The 22,357-nt window shown below is 43.1% G+C and carries 21 protein-coding genes; 10 read left to right on the top strand and 11 right to left on the bottom strand.

All coding sequences use genetic code 11. The features are described from left to right. Window positions 1–3,921: Ig-like domain-containing protein (locus tag HKI82_RS05565; protein ID WP_171137412.1), on the top strand; the 3,921-nt coding region annotated here is incomplete at its 5' end. Window positions 3,922–3,984: 63 nt separating this feature from the next. Here the strand turns inward: HKI82_RS05565 and HKI82_RS05560 are convergent. Together HKI82_RS05560 and HKI82_RS05555 are read right to left on the bottom strand one after the other, a co-directional pair. Next, the gene (locus tag HKI82_RS05560; RefSeq protein ID WP_171137411.1) at window positions 3,985–4,542 is read right to left on the bottom strand and encodes a DUF1415 domain-containing protein; all 558 of its coding nucleotides are present in this window, start codon (window positions 4,540–4,542) and stop codon (window positions 3,985–3,987) included. Between the two features lie 43 nt (window positions 4,543–4,585). Continuing rightward, entirely contained in the window at window positions 4,586–5,803 is a 1,218-nt protein-coding gene (locus HKI82_RS05555; RefSeq protein ID WP_171137410.1) for an MFS transporter, read from the bottom strand. Window positions 5,804–5,937: 134 nt separating this feature from the next. Here HKI82_RS05555 and HKI82_RS05550 point away from each other — a divergent pair, with 134 nt between their 5' ends. Further along, on the top strand, window positions 5,938–6,807 hold the full coding sequence (locus HKI82_RS05550) for a LysR family transcriptional regulator (RefSeq protein WP_102942350.1): 870 nt from the start codon (window positions 5,938–5,940) through the stop codon (window positions 6,805–6,807). Between the two features lie 20 nt (window positions 6,808–6,827). On the opposite strand, the gene HKI82_RS05545 is transcribed toward HKI82_RS05550, so the two are convergent. Continuing rightward, complete coding sequence (locus HKI82_RS05545) at window positions 6,828–7,058, bottom strand: glutaredoxin family protein (RefSeq protein WP_102955196.1); 231 nt, start codon at window positions 7,056–7,058, stop codon at window positions 6,828–6,830. A 178-nt stretch (window positions 7,059–7,236) separates the two neighbouring features. Between HKI82_RS05545 and HKI82_RS05540 the strand changes: the two genes are divergently transcribed. Genes HKI82_RS05540 through HKI82_RS05530 form a run of 3 tightly spaced genes read left to right on the top strand, consistent with a single transcriptional unit; the run spans window position 7,237 to window position 9,172 of the window. Beyond that, complete coding sequence (locus tag HKI82_RS05540) at window positions 7,237–7,743, top strand: M48 metallopeptidase family protein (protein ID WP_042488710.1); 507 nt, start codon at window positions 7,237–7,239, stop codon at window positions 7,741–7,743. Beyond that, window positions 7,740–8,909 carry a 23S rRNA (adenine(1618)-N(6))-methyltransferase RlmF gene (gene rlmF / locus HKI82_RS05535; RefSeq protein WP_171137409.1) on the top strand — a complete coding sequence of 390 codons (1,170 nt, stop codon included), beginning with the start codon at window positions 7,740–7,742 and terminating at the stop codon, window positions 8,907–8,909. Before HKI82_RS05540 ends, rlmF begins: the two co-directional genes overlap by 4 nt. Before the next feature lie 41 nt (window positions 8,910–8,950). Continuing rightward, the gene (locus tag HKI82_RS05530; protein WP_102942348.1) at window positions 8,951–9,172 is read left to right on the top strand and encodes a hypothetical protein; all 222 of its coding nucleotides are present in this window, start codon (window positions 8,951–8,953) and stop codon (window positions 9,170–9,172) included. Between the two features lie 8 nt (window positions 9,173–9,180). Here the strand turns inward: HKI82_RS05530 and pilW are convergent, their stop codons facing one another. Next, on the bottom strand, window positions 9,181–9,891 hold the full coding sequence (pilW, locus tag HKI82_RS05525) for a type IV pilus biogenesis/stability protein PilW (RefSeq protein WP_171137408.1): 711 nt from the start codon (window positions 9,889–9,891) through the stop codon (window positions 9,181–9,183). A 167-nt stretch (window positions 9,892–10,058) separates the two neighbouring features. After that, window positions 10,059–11,000, bottom strand: a complete 942-nt coding sequence (metA, locus tag HKI82_RS05520) for a homoserine O-acetyltransferase MetA (protein ID WP_102942346.1) — start codon at window positions 10,998–11,000, stop codon at window positions 10,059–10,061. 161 nt (window positions 11,001–11,161) lie between these two features. On the opposite strand from metA, the gene HKI82_RS05515 reads away from it, so the two are divergent. Further along, on the top strand, window positions 11,162–11,533 hold the full coding sequence (locus HKI82_RS05515) for an ATP-binding protein (protein WP_171137407.1): 372 nt from the start codon (window positions 11,162–11,164) through the stop codon (window positions 11,531–11,533). Between the two features lie 29 nt (window positions 11,534–11,562). Here HKI82_RS05515 and HKI82_RS05510 read toward each other — a convergent pair whose 3' ends face one another. From HKI82_RS05510 to HKI82_RS05490, 5 genes are all read right to left on the bottom strand, one after another. Continuing rightward, window positions 11,563–12,708, bottom strand: a complete 1,146-nt coding sequence (locus HKI82_RS05510; protein WP_171137406.1) for an ABC transporter permease — start codon at window positions 12,706–12,708, stop codon at window positions 11,563–11,565. After that, the gene (locus HKI82_RS05505; protein WP_171137405.1) at window positions 12,695–13,873 is read right to left on the bottom strand and encodes an ABC transporter permease; all 1,179 of its coding nucleotides are present in this window, start codon (window positions 13,871–13,873) and stop codon (window positions 12,695–12,697) included. Before HKI82_RS05505 ends, HKI82_RS05510 begins: the two co-directional genes overlap by 14 nt. Further along, window positions 13,874–14,848 (bottom strand): HlyD family secretion protein, encoded by a 975-nt coding sequence (locus HKI82_RS05500; protein WP_171137404.1) that lies wholly within the window; start codon window positions 14,846–14,848, stop codon window positions 13,874–13,876. It lies immediately after the preceding gene. Continuing rightward, window positions 14,845–16,266, bottom strand: a complete 1,422-nt coding sequence (locus HKI82_RS05495) for a TolC family protein (RefSeq protein ID WP_171137403.1) — start codon at window positions 16,264–16,266, stop codon at window positions 14,845–14,847. Before HKI82_RS05495 ends, HKI82_RS05500 begins: the two co-directional genes overlap by 4 nt. Window positions 16,267–16,446: 180 nt before the next feature. Beyond that, window positions 16,447–16,680: a hypothetical protein gene (locus HKI82_RS05490; RefSeq protein ID WP_171137402.1), complete on the bottom strand. Its 234-nt coding sequence runs from the start codon at window positions 16,678–16,680 to the stop codon at window positions 16,447–16,449. A 362-nt stretch (window positions 16,681–17,042) separates the two neighbouring features. On the opposite strand from HKI82_RS05490, the gene HKI82_RS05485 reads away from it, so the two are divergent. The 4 genes from HKI82_RS05485 to HKI82_RS05470 all read left to right on the top strand — a co-directional run bounded on the left by HKI82_RS05485 (window position 17,043) and on the right by HKI82_RS05470 (window position 21,042). Beyond that, complete coding sequence (locus HKI82_RS05485) at window positions 17,043–18,662, top strand: ATP-binding protein (RefSeq protein WP_171137401.1); 1,620 nt, start codon at window positions 17,043–17,045, stop codon at window positions 18,660–18,662. After that, window positions 18,659–19,339, top strand: coding sequence for a response regulator (locus tag HKI82_RS05480; RefSeq protein WP_171137400.1), 681 nt, complete (start codon window positions 18,659–18,661; stop codon window positions 19,337–19,339). The genes HKI82_RS05485 and HKI82_RS05480 overlap by 4 nt, the downstream gene beginning before the upstream one ends. Window positions 19,340–19,421: 82 nt before the next feature. Then, window positions 19,422–20,189 carry a substrate-binding periplasmic protein gene (locus tag HKI82_RS05475; protein WP_171137399.1) on the top strand — a complete coding sequence of 256 codons (768 nt, stop codon included), beginning with the start codon at window positions 19,422–19,424 and terminating at the stop codon, window positions 20,187–20,189. Window positions 20,190–20,349: 160 nt separating this feature from the next. After that, the gene (locus tag HKI82_RS05470) at window positions 20,350–21,042 is read left to right on the top strand and encodes a DUF2726 domain-containing protein (RefSeq protein ID WP_171137398.1); all 693 of its coding nucleotides are present in this window, start codon (window positions 20,350–20,352) and stop codon (window positions 21,040–21,042) included. Window positions 21,043–21,051: 9 nt separating this feature from the next. Here the strand turns inward: HKI82_RS05470 and HKI82_RS05465 are convergent, their stop codons facing one another. Then, on the bottom strand, window positions 21,052–22,104 hold the full coding sequence (locus HKI82_RS05465; RefSeq protein ID WP_171137397.1) for a GGDEF domain-containing protein: 1,053 nt from the start codon (window positions 22,102–22,104) through the stop codon (window positions 21,052–21,054). Between the last annotated feature and the right edge of the window lie 253 nt (window positions 22,105–22,357).

Genomic DNA, 22,357 nt, shown 5'->3' with positions numbered 1-22,357 from the left:
ACGGTGACTGACGAGCACGAAGCGAGCGCGCAAACCACGTTAACGATCGTCGTGACGGGGACCAATGATGCTCCGATCGCTGTAGCCGACTCTGAAACGGTAAATGAAGGATCTACAATCGTAGTAACAAAAAGTGTACTAACAAACGATACAGATGCTGAAAGTGACTCACTTTCTGTTGTTGGTTTGGCGAACGGTTCAAAAGGTGAAGGCTCTGTTACGGCTAATGCTGACGGTAGTTTTACGATTGTTACTGCTCTTGGCGGTACGGTCGTTATGCAAGCAAATGGTACTTACACCTACACCGCAAATGTTCTAAACCACAGTTCGTCTGACACTATTCAAGATAGCTTTACTTATTTAGCGGGTGATGGAACTGATAGTTCAGCATGGACAACAGTTACGATTGATGTGATTGATACAGGAATTACAGCCAAAGATGATTTTGCTGAAATAGCTAAAGATTCTAACTCTGTTAGTGGCAACGTGATTACCAATGATCTTCAAGATGATACGGACCTAGCTGTAACAGTTACGTCTGTTGCATATGGTGGGGAAACTTATCTGATGCCTGTTTCGGGTGTGCTTACCATCAATGCGGCTACGGGGATCTTGGAGATAGATAGCGAGGGTCGCTATACATTCACCGCTGTTGAAAGCTTGCCAGCCACAGTTGTCACTGATGTAACTACAAATACCAACATTTCTGTATATGCTTCTACTAATGAATCAATTATCCGTAGTGGAGCTGTTGAAAATAACGGAAGTTCGGGACTTGGCGTTTCGAGTTTTCATGACAAGGGCAATCAAATTGATGGTAATGAGTCATTAGTTATCAAATTAGACAACGCAGCCAGTGTTGTAAGTGCAACACTAAATAGCAATGGAAATGGTAATGATGATGAAGTAGAGATTGCTGTCTATGACACTTCTGGCATGAACATATCTGAACAAGCCTCGATTTCGATTGTAAACCACGTAGTTACAGTGACGTCTACAAACGGCGACATTGGCTATGTTGTGTTTGGATTATCATCAGCAGCAAATAGTAATGATAAATACTATGTTGATGAAAAAATATCGGTTACTTACAGCAATACTAATACCCCTTCGTCCGAAGTATTCACTTATAACGTTAAAGATAGTGACGGTGACACATCAAGTGCGACCCTAACAATTAATGGTATTGATACGGTTAATGAAGCTCCAGAAATTACGTTCTCTTCAGGGGCGGATAATCTAGTTGTTTCTGAAGAGGGATTGGTGGAACTTAATGCTAACCCAGATTCTGAAGGCATTCCTGACACAACTAATGATGCTATTGCTCAAGGTACATTTTCTGTAAGTGATGTTGACACAGATAGTGACGATCTGTCGGTCTCTCTCACTGCTCCAGATGTGGCTTTATACTCCAACAATGTCGCCATTGAATGGTCAACTGAAAATGGAAATCTAGTCGGTAAAGCTGGTAATGAAACCATACTGGTAATCAGCCTATCTCAGGATTCTTCGAACCTTAGTTCATACAGCTACACTGTCACTTTGTTGGGTTCATTAGATCACGCAGATAAAACAGCAGAAGATACGTTGTCTTTTGATGTTGGTGTAGAAGTCTCTGATGGCACAAATACTGTCAAAGATTCTATTACAGTGACTGTAGAAGACGATTCTCCAGAGGTTCCAATAAATATCGTCGTCGATGCTGTTGAACATAACGAAACAACAACGATTTCGTTGGGAGACTTCAACTTTACTCAACGACCAAATGATTCCGGCTGTCACAACAATAATGCGTACACCTTTATTGATACAAACTCAGGGAACTCAGTCTTTGTATATGCAGTCGGCTTGCTTGGAACTCATCATGAAGAGTTAACCTTCTCCAATAATAGTGGTATGGGCGTCAAATCGTCATCATTCTTTGGACCGGTTAACGACAGAACTGATGGTGAAATCGATTATCAGTATGGTAATTCGGAAAAGATAGTCATGGAGTTAGGTGATAAAGTCGCCTATGGAATGCAAGTGAGTTTGGCTGAGTTCTACTCCAATGAGGGTGAGAAAGGTAAGATCATCTTCTTGTTAGATGGCAAAGTTGTACAGGAAGAAGACCTGATTGCCACTCATAGTAATGGCAATTATTCGGCTAGCTTTAATGTTGCATCTGGTTTCGATGAAGTACGATTTGAAGCGGTAACAAACGGTAATGGTTGGTGTTCAGACAACAGTGATTACTCAATTAAATCTGTGTCGTTTGAAAGTGTAATTGTCGATCCTGTAATTGCGACCGATGAAGGAACTATTACCGCTGATTTTGGTGCCGATGGCGCAGGTGTAATTACGTTAACAGGTGTAGCCGATACAAATATTAAAACGGCGGATGGTTTACCTGTAACCCTAGGGTCTACTGATGTTGTGGATGGGGTAAAAACTCAAGTCTGGGTAGATATCCATGGCGATAAGGTTTTTGAAATAGAACTTAATTCGAGCACAGGTGAGTGGTCTTATAGACAGTTTGCTGAACTGGCAAAGGGTGATTCCGTTGAGATAACCTATGATGTCGTTGATGCAGATGGAGATATCGTATCGTCTACTTCACCAAATACCGGAACAGACAACGATTTCACATCTGGATTAAAAGGTGAGTTCTATAACGTAGGTTATCAACTTGGCACTATTGCTCAAGCTGTCTACGTAACCGAACATCAGAACGCTAACGCTACGTTTACTTCTTCTGAAATCAGTTACATTGGGCAGGACTGGGATGATCTTGGCGATTACGATTGGAGAAACGAGTCCACGAATCTAGAATCATGGTTGGGTGATGATGCTCAATCAGTGGAGTTTAAGAACAAGACAGATTCAAATGATGCTGTGGTTCGCCTTATTGGTGGTGTCGCGCTAGATGCGGGAACATATTCAATAAAAGTAAATGCAGATGACGGCTATCGAATCATTATTGATGGGCGTACTGTTGCCTCTTTTGATTCGAACACGTCTGTGAGGTCTGAAGAATTTACTTTTAGTGTCGATGAAAATGGTATTCACCAAATTGAAGTTATCTATTGGGACCAAGGCGGCGCGTATGTCCTGGAGGTTTCCCTAAATGATGGTTCTGGTTATGAACTACTCGGTAGTGAGGCGTATCCAACTTATTCAAGCCACAACGTAGAAGTTACCGATTACGTTAACTTAGTAGGTACAAGCAACAACAATCATCTAGTGGGTACCGCAGCTAATGATCATATTCAAGGTTTAGGTGCTCAAGACCATTTGTCTGGTGGTGATGGTGATGATTGGCTGGAAGGCGGAGAAGGTGATGATCACTTGATCGGAGGCAGTGGCAAGGACATCTTAGATGGCGGCTCAGGTCAGGATTCACTGTCAGGCGGATCTGGTGATGACAAGCTATATGGTCAGCAAGGTGATGATTTATTGTCGGGAGAGTCAGGTCGTGATTATCTAGATGGTGGGCAAGGCCAAGATTACCTCTATGGTGGTTTGGGCAAAGACATTCTTGTTGGTGGTGACGGTGATGACAAGCTCTTTGGTGATGAGGGTGCTGATGTTCTCATTGGCGGCAGCGGGCATGACCAACTAACAGGTGGATCTGGTAGCGATGTATTTGTTATAGAAGGTTCAAATAGCTCAGATACGATTATGGACTTTAACGTCCAAGAAGATATTGTTGATATTTCAGAACTTCTTAATATTGATAGCTCTAGTGATCATGATGCAATCCAAGCCTATCTAGACTCAGAAAGTTCTTCATTATCCATTACCGCTAATGGAGATGGTTCCGCGACCATCAGTGTTGCTGACCACTCAGCAGGCAGTTTCGGTGCGGACTCACACATTGTGTCGGGTGATATCGTATCTGTTCTGTTTAACAATCAAGAGTATACTCTCAAAGTGGATTAGTCCTTTAGTTAAACAAAAAGACCGGAGTTATCTCCGGTCTTTTCACATCTATCAATTAAATAATCAAAACAAATAAGGAAACAGCTTCTTTCTTTCTTCGGGGCTGAGGTTACTTACTCGCTCAATATTGATATCCGGAATATCTTCTGGATTTGGGTAGTGCTTGAGAACCTTTTCCATGCTTTCTTCACGAATAAGGTGAAAGATTGGGTATGGCGAACGGTTAGTCAGGTTCTCAGCGTCTTCAGGATCGGTTCCTGCGAAATAGTAATCAGGATGGAAAGTGGCAACTTGGAAAACACCTTCCCAATCTTGCTGCTTGATCAGTGCTTCAACCCAATCAATGAAAAAATTGTAATCAACAAAGTCACTTAGCATATTCGGAACCACAACGAGAGTGGTTTCAAGCTTGCTGGGCTCTTTGGTATCTAATTCTAGTAACTGGTCTAGGATATCTTGCAGCAAGTTCTCTTCGCTAGCCGCTTCACTGACGAAAATTTTAATTTGCTTGTTGCGTTGTGGTTTGGCGGCAAAAGGGCAGAGGTTTAGCCCTATTACCACGTCATTCAACCATTGGTTAACTTGTTGAGTGATGGCTTGATTATCAGTTGCTGAGCTCATATTTCTGTGTCGGTGCTATTATTTGCCGCAAGCATAACACAGTTTAGTGGGTTGAATTGAGCACCACTGATTGCCCCGTTATTGGGGTGCGTACTGTCTGGCTTAGTTTCCAACATAAGGCAAACATCAAAGCATAGATAACCAAGCCTGCTGCGGCAACCATAGTCCATCCACCGTGTTGCCAAAAATAGAGTAAGTAGAAGCCACCCAAACTACCACCGATATAATAATGAGAAAGATATAAAGCGGTTGCTGTCGCTTTTGCTTCGGTCGCTTTTTGACTTACCCAAGCATAAGCCAGTGTATGAGTGAAGAACGCCCCAAAGCTAATCAACATCAAGCCAATAAGCATCATAGGAATTGAATCGATAATCGCCACGATCATGCCGCTAAGACTGATAAAACCGCCAGCGACCATACCTGAAATCGGAGAGAAGCGTCTGCTCCAGTTGGACGTTAATTTCGAGCTCAAGGTACCAGCCAAGTAACAAACGAAGATCAGTGATGCTAAACCAATAGGTAGGTTATAAGGTTCACTCACCAGTCTGAAACCCATAACCGAATAAAGATTGACGAACAAAGCGAAGTTAGCACCACCAATGAGCATCGCAAACCAAAGTATTTTGTTTGAGAGGTGTTTTACCAACGCTCGATTGTGGTGGAAGAAAAGGCCGCGCTGTGGTTTGAAATTCTGCTGAACAGGCAACAGAATTAAAACCAAAACCGCTCCCAGCAAAGTAAAGATAGCTGCAATAATAAGGGCTTGTTGCCAGCCCAAAGCATCGGTCAGCAAACCACCGAATATACGTCCGCTGATCCCACCTAATGAATTCGCCGCAATATACCCTCCAATAGCTTTGCTAAATGCTTGAGGTGAAAGTTCTTCCACCATATAGGCAACTGCGACAGAGGCAAAGGCCGCCAATGCGACGCCAAGCAGTGCTCTCGCTGCAACCATCACCCAAAATTCGCCGCTGATTAACATCACTAGGCTGATAAGAGGCATTGCGAATAAACCGAGCAGCATGACTCTTCGACGTCCTATCGCTTCTGAGGTAATAGCCCAAGGCACTAAACAGACGGAAAGTGCGAACGTGGAAGCAGCAAACAGCCAGTTGATCTGCGTTTCAGATACCGCAAAGTGCTTAGCCATATAAGGAAGCATGGGTTGAAACAGATAGAGATTGCAGAATACGAGGAATGAGCCAAATGCGAGAGCAAAAGTAACTTTCTTGTACTGCGGACTTTGTAATTCGATCATAGTGCTCTCAACAAACCATTAGGTGAGTAAAACTGGAAGACGATCACAAATTATCAGTGAAAAAGAAATTAATAAAATATATTAAAACTATAATCGCGATATAAATAATTTATAGATAACTACTCACTGATATTATGGAAACTCGTCACCTTAAATATTTCGTCGAAGTCGCACAGCATCAAAGCTTCACGCATGCTGCAAGTGCTTTGCACATTGCTCAACCGGCCTTAAGTATTGCGATTAAGAAGTTTGAACAACAATTGGGCGTCACTTTATTTAGGCGTGATGAAAGAAAGGTCAGCCTTACTCATGAAGGTGAAGTGCTGCTTGAACACGCGTTACGGATATTACGACAATTGGAAGACGCGCAACTGGCGGTAGATGAGCTAAAAGGTTTAGTGAAAGGTGAAGTTCGGCTTGGCACACCCAGTATGATGGGCTCGTACTTCTTTCCTGAAATCATCATGGCGTTTAAGAGTTACTTTCCCAACTTAAAGATGACTATGGTGGAAGCGGGTACTCAGTCGATTCGCAAAATGCTGCTCAATGGTGAACTCGACATTGGCGTTATCCTCAATCACGATCTTCCGCCAGATCTTGAAGTTGACCCTCTTTTGTCTTCTCAAATGGTTGCTGTGGTGGGTAAAGAACACGAGCTTGCCGAGAAGAAAGAAATTGAATTTAAAGAATTTTTTGACCATGAACTGGTGATGTTTAAGCCGGGCTATTTCCACCGTGACTTCATCGACAACACATGTAAAGAACACAAGTTAACAGCCAATATATCGTTTGAAACCAACTTATTGCCCATGATTCTTAGCATTGTGAAACATGAGTACGCGATTACCGCATTACTAGAGTTGGTGACTGACCACGAATCAGAAATTCGGGCGATACCTTTTAATCCGCCCGTCTATTTAGATTTGGCACTGGCTTGGAGAAAAGAAGGTTACTTGTCGAATGCGGACAGAACCTTTATAGAGTTCGTGAAAAAATACGTTTAGGCCATTAGGTGTGGTAGTTGTTAGCCTTTTCCATACATGCGGTCGAAATTACTCGGGTTCCAGCCAATCATTACCCGATCGCCAATTTTCAGCACAGGCACACTACGAGCTCCCATAGCGTCGAGTTCTTTGCGCCCACGTTCCATTTTTGCGTTACATAAGCGGTATTTTATCCCTTTAGAATCAAGGTATCGTTGTGCGTCTTTGCAATGTGGGCACTTGTCTTTAACGTATAAAACAACTCGCTTCATGGTATTCGCTCTGCTCGTAATGTGGCTAAGTTAAGGTGGCGTAGAAAAGCGGCAAAGTTTACCGATACACAGATAATGATGCAAACCTATCTCTGCATTTGCCAAAGCCTAATACGTGAATCATTATCGACTTTCCGCTACACTGTGCGGCTTCATTTTAAGGCTTTCAAAAATACGTATGAATTCAGTACTCAGATACATTCAAGGCTATCCTGCTCATATTGTCGAGTCAGTCCAAAAGTTGGTTGATAACGATAAACTCATTCCTTGGTTCGAGCAGCGTTACCCTGAACGTCATTCTATTCAAAGTGAGAAAGCACTGTTTGAATATACGATGGCGATTAAGAACCAGTATATGAAGAAAACTGCGCCGCTGAGCAAGGTGGTTTACGACAGCAAAATACACCTAATCAATAATGCTCTGGGCCTTCACACATACGTATCAAAAGTCCATGGCAATAAGATCAAATCAAAAAATGAAATACGTATTGCCAGTATGTTTAAAAACGCGCCTGAACCTTTATTAAGAATGCTGGTTGTTCACGAGCTTGCGCATCTGAGAGAAAAAGATCACAACAAATCCTTCTATCAACTTTGTTGTCATATGGAACCGAATTATCACCAATATGAACTGGATGCACGCATTTACATGATGGTTTTAGAATTAAGCCGAGGTAACGGATGAACAGTCGAGCTCCTGCGGGCAAGACCCGCGGAAAAACACGCAGTAAAAATACAGTGAAAGAGAAAGCTGCTAACGAAAAAAAGGTGAGCAGTAAGAAACCGTATTCTGCATCTAAGGCTTCAAAGTCCAAACCACTAGCACAACCGAAATCTAGTGGAGCGGCAAAACCAGCAGTTAAATCAAACCCAGCGACTAAGGGTAAAGAGGGGTTACACAGCAGAAATCGCCACAAAGGCAATTATGATTTTATGGCGTTGTGCAAAGTGTTACCGGAATTAAAACCCCACCTGATTAAAAACCCTAAAGGGGATTGGAGTATTTCCTTTTCAGACCCAACAGCCGTTAAGTTACTCAACAAAGCGTTGCTTGCATTACATTACGGTGTCACGTTCTGGGATATTCCGCAGGGTTACTTGTGTCCGCCAATTCCGGGACGTGCAGACTATATCCACCGCGTTGCTGATTTGCTGCAATCAGAGAATTCGTCGCTAAAACAAAGTGGCGTTCGTGCACTTGATATAGGAGTCGGTGCAAACTGCATTTATCCGATCATTGGTGTCACAGAATACGGTTGGAGCTATGTAGGTAGTGATGTTGACCCTGTGTCAGTGAAGCAAGCTAATAACATTGCTCAGTACAACGATAACCTGAAAGGTCGAATAGAGTGTCGTTTACAGACTGACAGTAAATCGATATTTGCTGGCATTATTCAGCCAAATGAAAAATACCATGTGACGACCTGTAATCCGCCGTTTCATGCATCTCTTGCCGAAGCAGAACAGGGGACTCAGCGAAAGCTGAAAAACCTTCAGGCGAACAAAAAGAAGAAAGGTTTAACAAGTCAGCCGCTGCTTGCAAAGCAAGATGAAAAGCCGACTCTCAACTTTGGTGGACAGAAAGCAGAGCTTTGGTGCCCCGGAGGCGAAGCTGAATTTATCAAGAACATGGCGTTTGAAAGCCAGCAGTTCGGTCAGCAGGTCTTGTGGTTCACAACCTTGATTTCAAAAAGTGATAATGTTCGTTGGATGAAAAAACAACTTCAGAAAGTTGGCGCCGAGTCGATAAAAGTAGTAGAGATGCAACAAGGGCAAAAGATAAGTCGTTTTATTGCATGGACTTTTCAAAATGCTGAACAGCGCAAGCTGTGGATTAAAGGTAGTTGCTAATATAACAGTAGTGGAATAACTCTATAGAGAAGGAGGTAAGTATGGACTTTGTGTTCTTTCAACCTTGCCAACCGGATTGGTTATGTAAGCCTTTCTTGAGTGTATTTTCACTATTGTTACTTGTTGGATTGGTTTTATTTATCCGCATTCTTTATCGCGAATATCAAAAAATCCAGAGAGCGAAAAAAGTACGCCGTATGCGCCGAGTGCATTATCGCGATAGAAAAGGCGGCAATAATGGCCGCCCGAAAAACGCTAAATGACAATGAGTCTACAGTTGTTTGAGCAACGATAAATACTTCTGTTCCAACCTCTTGTTTCCGGCTCGCCGTTCCAAATTTGCCAACAAGTGCAGTGATGCTTTTTGATAACCATGGTTTTGATGAAACTGCATAAGCCTCACTCGCGCTTGAGAAAACTCTCCTGAATCTATTTCTAACTTTGAAAGTTGTAAGATTGAGCGAAATCGTTGCGGGTCATGATCTATGGCGCGGCTAAAGTACTTTTTTGCTTTGCTCAAGTTGCCATATTTCGTTGCACACAAACCGGCATTCTCATAGCTTTCCGCCACTAAGTAATAGTTGGGTTGTTTTACGGCTTGATTGAAATAGTAATCAGCTTGTCGGTAATCGCCAATTTTGCACAGGAAAGCGCCATAGTTGTTGAGTACTTGGCCGTTGTCGTCATGCTCGCTCAGCGCATCATCGTAGGCTTCAAGTGCTTTATCTTTTTCGCCGACGACATCGTAATAATGGGCAATCGCAAGCATGGCTCTGTAGTATTTCGGCGCGTGTTCTAACGCCTTTTCAAGGTTTTCTCGTGCTTTGGGCATGTTGCCATTTTCCAGATATCCCAAACCTAATGTGATTCTAGATTCTGCTTTTTCAATCGGGTCACTGTGGTGCTGGAGGCTGTCTTGTTGTTCGACCATCATGCAGCCCCATAGGACAAATGGCAGTAGAATGCTGAGTATTGATTTCATTGACTTACTCCTTAAATGTTGCAGGTATGATAATGAAATCAATGAATTATCGAAGTTGTGGTGAAAAGTTATGCGACAGGTTCTGCATATTCAATGGAGTGAATAAAAAAGCCCGCTAGTGATAGCGGGCTTAGAAGTGGGTGTCGAAATACAGCTTTGCTCTTCGACTAGTCGTCTTTTGTGAACTTGTCTTCGCTAAAGTGTTCCAGATCAAACGGTGTTTGTTGGTAAACACAATAGTTAAGCCAATTCGCGAACAGCAGGTGTCCATGACTTCGCCAACTTGCTCTCGGCTGATTATCCGGATTGTCATTCGGGTAGTAGTTCACAGGAATCATTGGCTCCATACCTTCACCCAAATCGCGAATATACTCATTGTGCAGTGTATTGGCATCATACTCAGGGTGACCGGTAACGAACACGTTACGCTTGTCTTTCGTTGATGCTAAGTACACGCCCGCAACGTCAGAAGTCGCGAGAATATCTAAGTCGGTATGTTGATCTAAAAAGTCGGCTTCAAAATCTGCATAACGAGAATGAGGAGCCAAAAAGGTATCATCAAAACCACGCAAGATTGGGTGGAATGGCTGATGAATGTCGTGATGGTAAACTCCAGAGAGTTTTTCCTTACGTGTTCTCTTTGGCAAGTTATACAGCAGCTTCAAGCCAGCTTGAGCAGCCCAACATACATAAAGTGTTGAAGTAACATGGCTTTTTGCCCAAGTCATAATGGTCTGTAAATGATCCCAGTAAGCCACGTCTTCAAACTGAACTAAGCCCAGTGGGGCTCCGGTGATGATCAGGCCATCAAAGTTACGATCCTTAATTTTGTCAAACTGACGATAGAAAGCATTAAGGTGTTCTTCCGGTGTGTTTTTGCTTGGGCGATCATCAATGCGTAACAGTTCAATATCCAATTGCAAAGGTGAATTGGAGAGTAGACGTAAAAATTGAGTCTCGGTCTCAATCTTTTTCGGCATCAGATTCAAGATCAAAATTTTAAGTGGGCGTATTTCCTGCGTTGACGCACGAGATTCTGGCATTACGAAGATGTTCTCTTTACGTAATACATCACTTGCAGGCAGTTGATCGGGGATCCTAATTGGCACAGCTTTCTCCCTTAGCTAACATTTTGGACGTCTAAACATCTAGACTTATAGCCTAACTATTTACAGATGTCGATAGCAAAATGCAGACAACCTTAAATTAAGTTAATATTCACGCCCAACGCGGTTATTTCATAATTTTATATCTTATTAACGGGTTCAACATGCTGACTCTCACTCTTATCCGAGGTTTACCTGGTTCTGGTAAATCAACGCTGGCAAAAACAATACCAGCCGTTCATTTAGAAGCGGATATGTACTTTGTGAACGAGCAGGGAGAGTATCAATATCGTGCTGAAGAAATAGGGGATGCCCATCAATGGTGTCAACAACAGACAGACTACTGGCTTCAACAGGGCAAAAGCGTGGTGGTATCAAACACCTTTGTTAAGCAGTGGGAGATGTCCGTGTATAAAAAGTTAGCCAGAAAACATAAAGCTAAGCTGAATATCATTGTGTGCCGAGAGCGCTACGGCAATATCCACGGTGTTGATGATGAAGTCATCGAGCGGATGCGAAAAGACTGGCAAGAATAACTTGTTTGCCAGCCGTTTTTTCTACTTTTCTATTTTGGAGCAGATGCGTGGCGTTGAGCTTTGTTAAGTTGCCACCAAGCCAGTAAGAACCAAGCAACTGCTTGTCCCCACAGTAAGGTCCATTGAGATGCTATTTGACGCCATTCAGCACTCATCTGATTGAGAGCTAAGAAGCCTTGTATAGCCGGAGTGCTTGGAAACAGTTTCGATGCCCATACTATTGGTTGTGGAATCGCCTCGACAGGCCATATAAAACCTGCTGAAAAAATCAATGGCATTGAGCTAAGCAAAACCACCAAAGTTACCAGTTCCCGTCTTGGCGTAATAGAACCCAGCCAGATGCCGATAAAACACGAAGACAGCAAAAATGGCAGCAACAGTGTCAGCAGCTCGGATGCGTGTGCCAGTGTGTTGACACCGTGCAGACTAAAACTTGCGCCGAAATAATACATACTCAGCAGGTAGTAAATCGGGATGAGCACAACACTTCTTAAAGCGATGAGCTTGAAACTGGATATGTGGCTCCAATAACCAATACCGTGTTTCTGTGTGCCGACCATCATGCCTGAAGCAATCAGCATTGTTTGCTGCAAAATAAGAACAAACACGGCTGGTACTACGTAGTCTACATATCCCATACGTGCATTAAACGTGGGTTTCAGGTTTTGTCCGGTCGGCGAGTAGTGTTTAGCGGCAAGTGTAAGTGGCTCTCCGTCTACGACAAGACGAGCGACTTTGGTTTTCGCTGCTAATGTTCCGCCTGCCTGAGCCAGACCTTCAACCAATGTGCCGTAAACCAAAAAGTAAGAAGCATCACCTGCATAAGCAAGAGTGGTGCTTTTCCCTAGCATTAAGTCTTTGTAGAAATGTTCCGGAATGACCAAAATTCCGCTCACATGTTTATCAAGAAACGCCTGCTTTGCTTCTTCAATGGTCGCATTTCGTTGAACGACTTTGACCTGTGGCGTGGCATCAACCATGCGTTCGAGCTGATAGCTGGCTTGGCTCTTATCTAAATTTACAACGGTAAGTGTTTGTTCTCTTGGTGTTTGCTGACTGTAGGGAAGCGGGTAAAGAAACGAATAGAAAAAAACGCCACCAAACACGGTCAATACCACCACTGGGTTGGTAAACAGTGCTTTAATTTCCGCTTTCAGTAAGTTAAACCAGCTCATGGCCACTCCTCACTTTTTTTTCAGCTCGCAGGTGTTTTTTAATCAACAGAAGGGTTAATCCAAGTGGTAGAAGGTAGCCAAGCATAGGCCACAAAGATGCAAGAGCAGAATAAGCATCGAGTCCATAGCTGACTTGGCTTACCTGTACATCAATATAATGACTGACAGGTAGCAAGCTGCGCCATATCTGAGCCAAAGCACCCATATCCGTTGTCGGGAATGTTATTCCCATAAAAGCGAAGCTTGGTGCGGTATATGCAGCGGCGAAGCTCATCGCTCGTGCTGGGTCTAATGTAATAAAGAAAAAGAACGAGCCCATAACCATACAGGCCACAATCGTAAAGCACTGAGCAATGACCATGGTCGAGATAGAACCGTGCATAGGCCAATCCAGCCCGTGATAAAACCAGCTAAGAAAGCCGGCACCTTGCAAGACGAAGACAAGTGAATAGGGGGCAAGTGTTGCTATTAAACGAGAGAGCGTATTGGGTTGCGCCCAAATGCTTAAACCGTACGTTCGGTGATTGGCGGCCAGTATCATAATGGTGGTCACCACTATGGCAATTTGCCAAATGGCAGGAACAACCGCCGAAACCAAAAATTGCGCGTAGTTTGTGTTTTTATTAAATAGTGGTGTGATTTGAGTACGTATCGGTAACACGTGACTCATTGCACCCAGCGTGGTTTGCTGACCCTTGGCGAGCGTTTTTACCACTTCAACCTGCGCATTAAATGTGGATTGCGCTTGCACGACGGCAGAATTGATTAGCCTCCCAACCAGAATCATTTGGCTGTTATAGAAGGTGGTAACCTGTGGTTGCTCTCCACGATAAATAGCCTTATCGAACTGGTTCGGAATGACCACATAAGCGTAAATGTCAGTGCTCTTTAGAGCCTCTGTCGCTTCTACCACATTGGCGTAACTACGAATAACCGAAAGGGTAGAGGTTGCATCCAGTTCGCGGCTAAGCTGTCGTGAAAGGCGACTATTGGATAGATCTACGACGCCAATAGGTAAGTCGCGGACAATGGCTTGTGAGAATATCCACCAGATTATGACAACCAATACGATCGGAACCCATGTCAGACAGGAGAGCAACCAACGATCTCTCCTTAATATCTGCCATTGTGTCGCTAAAAAAGGTGAAGCCACAGCGTGATCCATTTAAAGTTCAACCACCACGCTCATGCCCATGCGCAAACCTTCAACCGGTTCAACGGGGCGAGCTTCAACTTCAAAAGTGCGCAAGTCGAAACCTTGTGTTGCATCGGTAGAGCGCCATGTTGCGAAGTCGCCCATTACTGCGATGTGAGTGACTTTAAACGCTAACGTTTTATCCAATGCGGGAACAAAAGCATTGAATTGTGAATCCTTAGCAAAATGGCTGAGTAGGTCTTCTCGAACATTGAGAACAGCCCAAGAATCTTGCGTATCGACTACCGTCACAACAGGGAACCCTTGAGGGGCGAGCTCGCCACTTTGCAATAATACTTGTGCGACTTCTCCGTCAAACCAGCTCGAAATTTCAGTGTCTGCGGCGTACGCTTCCACTTCAGCAACCGCACCTTCAGCCATGCGAACTTTTTCCGCAGCGGCCTGTTTGGTTTCTTCACGAGCCCCTTCTTGAGCCATGTTGTACATCTGTAGCGCTGAGCTTTCCGTGTACTTCGCTGCTTGCCATTGCGTTAAAGCTTCATCTTTTTTCTGCTCAGCAACGACACCATCTTTATATAGATTATTGACGCGCAGATAAGTCTTCTCAGCTAACTGAGAAGCGGCGCGGGCTTTTAACCATTGATCTTTTGCGGCTTGAATCTGTTGCTCACGAGCACCGTTTTCCGCTTCCTGAGCCAAGGCTCCAGCGGCTTTTTTCCCAGCAATCGCTTGTTCAAGCTTGGCTTCAATTTCTGGGCTGTGAATAGTGAAGATCAGCTGTCCTTTTTCGACCATATCACCTTTGCGAACATACACTTGGTCTATACGCCCCGGTACTTTTGAGGAGATGCTGTATTGCTGTGATTCTATCTGACCTTGCAAATGAATAGGCTTTGGCTGATAAGCTTGATAAAAGCCATAACCGATCCATGAAACCAAAGCTAGGGTGGATACAGCAACTAGTGTCGTTTTTACAGCCTTCATGATGGATCCTTTTCATTCACAAGTGTTTGAGTTTCAGCGCTTGTCAGAGGAATTGCTGACTTTTTGTAGTTATCAAATGTGTCCATTTCACTGGTCAGTGCGAGCAATTTATTAAGTGAAATTAGGTAATTAAAGCTGGCAACGTATTGCTGAGTTTTAACGCTCGCTAAATACAGTTCGGCATCTACCACATCAAGAGAGGTAGATAAGCCTTGGGTGAATGCTTTCTGACGCAGTTTAAGGTTTTCTTGAGCAAGATTGAGGCTGGAGTTTAGCCCTGTCACTTCTTCAAGTGCTTGCTCTGCCTCGAGATAGGTTTTCTTCACTAAGACTTGCAGATCTTGCCTTGCTTGTGCCTTCAAGTATTTGACTTGTGAGACTGCACTATGCGCTGCCTTAATCTGATCACTACGCCCTGTATTTTCAAGCAAAGGGACGTTGACACCAATACCAACCAGCCAATCAGGCTTCATCTGACTCGCTAATGAATCATCTTCATAGAGACTGTAGTCGCCGTATAGGTAAACCTCTGGGTAATATTTGCCTTTCTCCGCATTGATTAAGCTGCTGGCTTGTTTTTCTTTGGCGTCGAGCAGATCCAAACCCGGATAAGTATTGAGTGTCTGTTCGACAAAGGCACTCATTGAAGGAAGACTTTGGTTTACAAACAACTCACCATCAGGTTCTACGAGGGTGGTTTGTCCTAGAATTTCCGTTAAGGCATTTTGAGCAATATCGAGGTCTTTTTGTGCTTTCTTACGTTCAACCGCCGCTTTATCTAATGAAGCTTCCGCCTGAAGTCTCTCAACGTGGGCAATTTGCCCTTGTTGCTCCAGTTTTAGAGCGTTATCTCTGTGTTTAGTTAATCCTGCCTCAACAGAAGAGCGAGTTTCTAAAACTTGCTGAGCCAAAACTACACTGTAATAGTACTTTGCTAAGTCTTCGTAGCGAGCTTGAGTTTCCATCGCAAGCTGGCTTTGCGCTTCTTCTTTCTTTCCTATCGCGGCATCTTGGGCTGCTGAAATTCGGCCGCCAGTAAAAATAGGCCAGACAGCGCGAATTGAAGAGCTGAAGATATCTCTTTCAGTGACTGTTGAAGTAATTGAACCAATGGAACTTAGTAGCGCAGCAGGGAGAGGGACGGTTTGACCTGTGCTCTCCATAATTTGTTGGCCGGAGAGCGTCACGTCGTTATCTAAGCGAGTGAAGTTCGCTCCCACGCTAATGGAAGGTAAGTTGAGGTTACCTTTAGAATTTTTAAGATGTTCGTAACGCTCTACATTGGCACGTTCTGCAGCGAGGGAATTATTGTTCTGTTTCAGCAGTTCCCAAGCTTGTTGAAACGAAATTGGCGCAGAATAAGCAGTTTGAATACCAAGCAGAGAGCATACAAAAAGAGCGATAGTTTTTGTCTTCATGTTCAGCTCAGCAATAAAAAATAATTAGAGCATATGCTCTAATTATTTATGTGTTAAGTCAACGAGTTTTAAAAAAGCATACACTTTTAAAAAGAATAGTGCTTGTAAAAAGCACAGTGTAGTAAAAAGTATCGTTGCTTATGAGCAAATTGCTGTCTGTGACAATACAAACCGTGTTTGTTAGAAGTGATGATCCGCAGGGCAAAAATAATCTGCTCGCCAAACCAATTTTTTGCTGCTTTGCATTGTGCTCAGCAGTTCTCTTCCAGACATCTGAGGAAAAGAGAGAAGTACTAACATTTCGTCTGAGCAGCTATCTTTCGGATCATATGCTCTTACGTGGGTGAATGTAGAGCATAGTTGTCTCGATAACATGTCTTTGGAAAGACAAATCCCTAAGTCATCCCGTTTCATATAACTACTCCCTCATATAGTTGAGTTTTACTTCCTAAAAAACTCATTTCCGACAAACGATTCTCATTGAATCTCGCTAGCTGTAATGCTTCTGTTTGCTCATTAATTATACTGCTCAATTTTTAACTCTGTCGAAGTAAAGCACCACCGCACTCTGTGATTCCTGCCAAATTTAGGGGATGTAATAAAACTTTGTTACTAGCTCTTTAGAAGTAGTTGTCATTCGTATTTTCAGGTACAAAATTTTTGTCATTCTCGGGTGCATTTTTCAGAGCGTTTTATTGCGATAAGTTGTTCACACTATTCGATACCTATTTAGCGCTAATGTTAATTAAGTGTTACTTTCAGCGCGGAGGTAACACATGACTTGGAACAGCATCAGCTTTCGTAAACGCCTGCTCATTATTATGACCTTATCAGGCTTGATCGAACTGTTACTTTTGGTGGCAGCGGGTTTCGCTTATGTGAAACATAGCCAAGAGGAAGAGGTTGGGCTGAAAGCACTAGGGGTCGCTTCTTTTTTAGCGCAGTCACCGAGTGTGATTAATATGCTGCAACGAGGTGAGGCCACCGCTGAGCAACAAGAGCAGTTTCGAGATCTGACCCAATTGATTGGCGCCGCGTTTATCTCTATTGGTGATAAACAGGGTATCCGGCTGGTTCATCCGCTGGATGAGCGTATTGGTAAACCTATGGTTGGTGGCGACAACTATCGAGCTCTGATTTCCGGTGAGTCTTACGTTTCCTATGCCAAAGGTTCTCTTGGTAAATCGGTTCGAGGAAAGTCTGCAATACGCGATGCCAATGACCAAATTATCGGTGTGGTCTCTGTCGGTTATCTGATTGAGCGTTTACAAAATCGAATTGAACCGTTTCTTATCTATCTGACTGGCATGGCACTGCTTGTCGTTGCCGCGAACGTAGTCGTTTCCAGTTATGCCTCTCGTCGATTCCAAAGAGCAATTCTGGGCTTTGAGCCAGAAGAAATCGGGCGTCTTTATGTCGAACTTGATGTGACCATGAGTACCATAAAAGAAGGTATTTTGAGCATCGATTCAAAAGGTTATCTAAGGTCAATCAACAAAAGTGCCTGTGAAATTTTAGGTTTAGACAAAAAGAAAGCACTGAATCGATTATTAACCGATTCTCTGCCTGATAGTGACTTGTATACCGTACTGGAAACTGGCGAAACAGATAAAGATATTGAGCTGTTTTTGAATAACCAAAGGCTGATTGCAAACCGCAGCGCAATCATCGTCGACGGTGAAGTGGTCGGCGCCGTATCGAGTTTCCGTCTGAGGGATGAAATTAACGATCTTACTGAGCAGTTGTCGCAAACCAAAGAGTACGCAGAGATGCTCAGATCCCAGACTCATGAACACCGAAATAAACTCAATACGATAAGCGGATTGGTTCAGATGGGTGAACTTGAAGCGGTACAACAGATGATAGGCCAGGAAACGGCTCTATATCAAAACTTGATCGAGTTTCTTCGCGAGACAGTGAAAGACCCATTGATTGCCGGATTGCTTTTAGGCAAAACCGAAAGAGCTCGTGAGCTTGGACTTGAACTGTTTGTTGAACAAGGTTCGAAGCTAGAAAACTTGCCCGAGAAAATCAAAGCAGAAGACATTGTCACCATTCTGGGTAATTTGATTGATAACGCTTTTGATGCCTGTCTTTCATCTATCCGAACAGGGGCATACATCTCGCCAGAGCGTCGTACCATTCAAGTGTCCATTAGTGATTATGGGCATGAAGTGATTTTGGAAGTGGAAGACCAAGGCTGTGGTCTGCCAAAAGGGCTAAGCCAAGAACAATTGCTACAGAAAGGTGTTTCAAGCAAAGCTAAGCATAACAGGGGCGTTGGATTGTATTTAGTTAAGCAGCTTACCGATCGTTATTTAGGACATTTGGAAATGGTAGCGAATACCCCATTCGGTACCCGTATAACGGTTTATCTACCAAAGGAACAACAATGAATACTCGGGTTTTGATCGTAGAAGACGATGTAGCCATTGCTCAGCTTCATAATAAGTACTTAGATAAAATCGAAGGCTTTGAAGTGGTGGGAATCGCCACTAGCCAATCGGAAGCAGAGATGCAGCTTGATGTCCTTAAGCCGAATCTGGTTATTTTGGATGTCTACTTACCGGATGGCACAGGATTAGACCTTATTCAGCGTATGAGAGGGAAGAACGACAGTTGCGACGTTATCTTGATTACTGCGGCGAGAGAAGTCGAAACACTGCAACAAGCGATGAGGGGAGGTGTGGTGGATTATCTGTTGAAGCCAGTGATCTTCCCGCGTTTAGAAGCCGCTTTGAATAAATACCGTTTGAGACAGGCAGAGCTAGGACGCATGGCTGACTTAGACCAGAATCTTGTCGATAAAATGATGACGGCTAATCTGGGTGACGAACCTAAACTCTACCGGCTTCCTAAAGGGATAGATTCGGTCACTTTGGATAAAATTCGTTACTTATTTCAAACACCAGTCAGCTTAACGGCAGATGAAGCCGGAGAGAAAATTGGTGCAAGCCGAACGACCGCCCGAAGATATCTTGAGTACTTGATTAGCACAGGTGAATTACTGGCAGATCTTAAGTACGGAACGGTCGGAAGACCAGAACGTAGTTATAAAAAGCTAGTGCGATAATCAGCAAATGCGCTGCATTCTCGTCATAACCATCTAAAGTATAAGAAACCATTAGGCGAAATTTGCTTTGAGGGAGAGTCAAATGTTTCGAAACTTTTTGATGTCTTTGTGTCTAATGTTGGCAGCGAATGTCGCGGTAGTCGAAGCCCATCCTCTTGAGTCTTTGGTTTATTACACTGAAGACTATCCTCCTTTTAATTTTCGTGAAAATGGGGTAATCAAAGGTATTTCGGTCGATTTACTGCACGAAATGACTTCAGCTTCAGGAGTCGAGATCCCCGAAAACCACATCATATTGCTGCCATGGTCACGTTCATATCGATCTGCCCTGATTCAAAAAAATAGCGGGCTGTTTTCCACGACGAAAACAGAGCACAGAGAAGATCTCTTTCAATGGGTTGGGCCAATTGATGTTGCCAAGGTCACTGTCATGGCACGTAAAGGAAGCAACATAGTTATTAACTCTCCGATAGATATGGCGAAGTATCGTATAGGAGTGATGAGGGACGATGTTGGTGAGCAGATGTTGTTTTCATTGGGTGTTCCGAGAGAATCCATGCAAGAGGCCACGCATATTAGCCGCTTGATCGAACAACTTTATAAGAATCGAATAGACTTGATGGTGTACGATGAACGCTCGGCAGGGTGGCTGATTGAAAAAGCAGGTTATGGAGTGGACAGCTTCGAGAGCGTATACACGCTTGAACAAAGTGAAATCTATTACGCCTTCAACAAAGGCGTGGATAAAGCGGTGATTAAAGAGCTACAAAAGAATCTCGATAACATCAAAAATACGGTGGATTCTGAGGGCATTACTCGTTATCAGTCCATCGTCAAAAAATATCAGTAGCCTTTATTTTGCAAGTTCAAACCTCAAACGATAAACAACGGGTGTAACATAGCGGTATCAACATCTCTCAAAAGTAACCATCAGTGCTGGTTTTTCCACATAACTTCGGTTATGAATTAACGTGTTAGCGTCGTTTTAGCTTAGGAGTCGCCTTTTTATCATGACCAACATATTCATTGTTGTTGCCATTTTGGTTTTGTTTTTTTATGTCATTCAGAAAACCGTTACTCGTCGTGACGAAACAAAAGATTTTGCATATAAGTCAAAGGGTGCAGCCCTGAATATGACAGAAAGCGCGTTCTATAACGCGCTGAAGACGGCGGTAGGTGATCATGGTGTAGTGCTGGCAAAAGTGAATATGGCTAATCTTGTTGCTCCTACCAAAACCAACAATAAGAAAGAGTGGTTTATCGCTTACAACCGAATTGCGAAAAGTTATTTTGACTTTGTTGTTTGTGATGCTCGTACATTAGAGCCAAGAGTAATCATTGAGCTTGATGACGGTAAGGAACTGAAAAAAGGAAAAGTTGAACGTGAAAAGTTACTCATTCACGTATGTAAGTCCGCCAACATTCCGCTGATTGGCTCCAATGTGAAACTGAGTTACCAGGTAAGCAAACTGAGACGCCTGCTTGCAGCACATATCGACCTTATTGAATCAGATAAAGAAGTAAGATTCTGCAAACGCTGTGGCAGCCCTATGGTGATAAAAACCGCTAGCCAAGGTGATTTTAAAGGGCGTCGATTCTTTACTTGCAGCCGTCAGCCCCACTGTACATACACGGAAAATTACAACGTAGTGTTTGAGCTGGACAACTTCGATGAAGACCCGAGTATAGATCGTTTGAACTAAGTTAAACGGTTAACAGGTACTGATATCTTCTGTAAGATCTTTTGAAGTGCGACTTAAACGGACTTGGTTACGTCCGTTTTCTTTTGCTTTATAAAGCTGAAGATCTGCGAGCTTCAATAGATCACTGAGTTTGTCCCCATCACTATATTCGCAGATGCCGACACTGAGCGTAATGTGTATTCTTTTATCACCAAAAGCGAACAAGTGCTGGCTCATCATTGAGCGCACTCGTTCTCCAACTTGTTCTGCTTGTTCAATAGGGTGATCAAAAAGGGTAACGCAGAACTCTTCTCCGCCAATGCGATAAAGATTATCGTCACCGACCACTTGGCTAAGCAGGCGAGTGGTTTCCATCAATACTTTGTCGCCAGCATCATGACCATATTGGTCATTCACTTTCTTGAAATAATCTAAATCAATAAAAAGCAGACAAAGTGTCGTTTCATCGTCTTTATGAGTTTCAAAGTGCTTAAACGTCGAAGTTAGAGATAAGCGGTTGTGTGCGCCGGTTAATGAGTCACGAGATGCTAAATAGGTGAGTGAATTTTCTATGTTTCTGCGGTTGAACTCGTAGATGTGAGCTATGATCCAAATGCACACATAGCAAGCAACAAGGTTGATAAAAGTCGGTAGCGATTCAAAAGCATCGTTTGCGTCTACTTTGTGGTAAATGCTGGCAAGGTGGACAAGAAGTACTGCGAAGCAGTAAGTGCGACCTTGTTTTATTCCTAAAAGAGAATAAAAGAAAATAGGGAACAGCATTGTCCAGACATAAGTACCATGCTCAATCGGTTGGATATAAATAGAGGTAGATGCGGCGAGTGTAAACAAGTAGACGAATATTTGAATATGATGCTTTTTATGCTTGTTTTTCTTAGCTAATTGATAGGAATAGAAAGAGTATCCACTCAAAATAAGATCTAATACAGCGTTAAAATATTTACCAGCCACATGGAAGTGAAAAACCGCAAAACAAAGTGCAATAACTGACATGAAAAGGCTGACTCCCGTTAAGACGGAAGCTCGTAGAGTGTGTGAGTTATCGAAAATATGAACGTCCATTCACTACTTTGATATCGGTTGTTGTGGGTTAATTTTAGGTAAATTCAATATTACGGTTTTAGAGTAATCAATCAATCAATATTTTGGCTCAGCGTCACAAAACTAAAGAGAAGTGGTTTACGGGCGTCTTATTAATAAGAAGGTATTTAAAGAGTATTAAGAACGGTTTTATTAGCTCGGATAAAAAAACACCAAACTGTCTATAGAAGAGCCAATTAGTTCAAAAACATAGAAATTGCACTTGCATGCCTCA

The organism is Vibrio plantisponsor (assembly GCF_013041605.1).
Classification (GTDB): Bacteria; Pseudomonadota; Gammaproteobacteria; order Enterobacterales; family Vibrionaceae; genus Vibrio; species Vibrio plantisponsor.
Note: the sequence above shows the minus strand (reverse complement) of the source record. Positions and strands in the feature narration are given on the sequence as shown.